Origin of the sequence: Protofrankia sp. CiP1_Cm_nod2, from assembly GCF_920664355.1 — a bacterium.
GTDB lineage: Bacteria > Actinomycetota > Actinomycetes > Frankiales > Frankiaceae > Protofrankia.
On sequence record NZ_CAKKTL010000134.1, the window covers coordinates 1 to 712 of the forward strand.

At 71.5% G+C, this 712-nt stretch carries 1 protein-coding gene; it reads left to right on the forward strand.

Annotated features, from left to right (window positions below):
- A partial coding sequence (gene thrC / locus NBW84_RS15280) for a threonine synthase (protein WP_250285411.1) occupies positions 1-712 on the forward strand: 712 nt, incomplete at both ends.

The following is a 712-nucleotide window of genomic DNA, read 5'->3' on the forward strand; positions in this document are numbered from 1 at the left end:
CCACGACCCCGCGCGCCGGGTGTCGCTCGGCGCGGGCTGGACGCCGCTGCGCCCGGCCCCCCGCCTCGCCGCCGAGCTCGGGATGCGGACACTGTGGGTCAAGGACGACACCGCGAACCCCACCCACTCGTTCAAGGACAGGGTCGTGTCGGTGGCGCTGTCGGCCGCGCGCGAGCACGGGTACACCACGGTTGCCTGCGCGTCCACCGGCAACCTGGCCCAGTCGGTGGCAGCGCACGCCGCGTCCGCCGGGCTACGTTCGGTTGTGCTGATCCCGCATGATCTGGAGGACGGCAAGACCGTGTCGACCGCCGTCTACGGCGGCACGCTGGTCGCGATCGAGGGCAACTACGACGACGTCAACCGCCTGTGCAGCGAGCTCTCCGGCGAGTACGAATGGGCGTTCGTCAACGTCAACGTGCGGCCGTTCTACGCCGAGGGCTCCAAGACACTCGGCTACGAGGTCGCCGAACAGCTCGGCTGGCGGCTGCCGGAGCAGGTCGTGGTACCGATCGCGTCCGGGTCGCTGCTGACGAAGATCGACAAGGCGTTCGGTGAGCTCGGCCGGCTCGGCCTGGTGGAGCCGACCCCGCACCGGGTCTTCGGCGCGCAGGCGCAGGGCTGCAACCCGGTCGCGGCGGCCTTCGCCCGCGGGGCGGACACGGTCGCACCGGTGAAGCCGTCCACCATCGCCAAGTCGCTGTCGATCGGC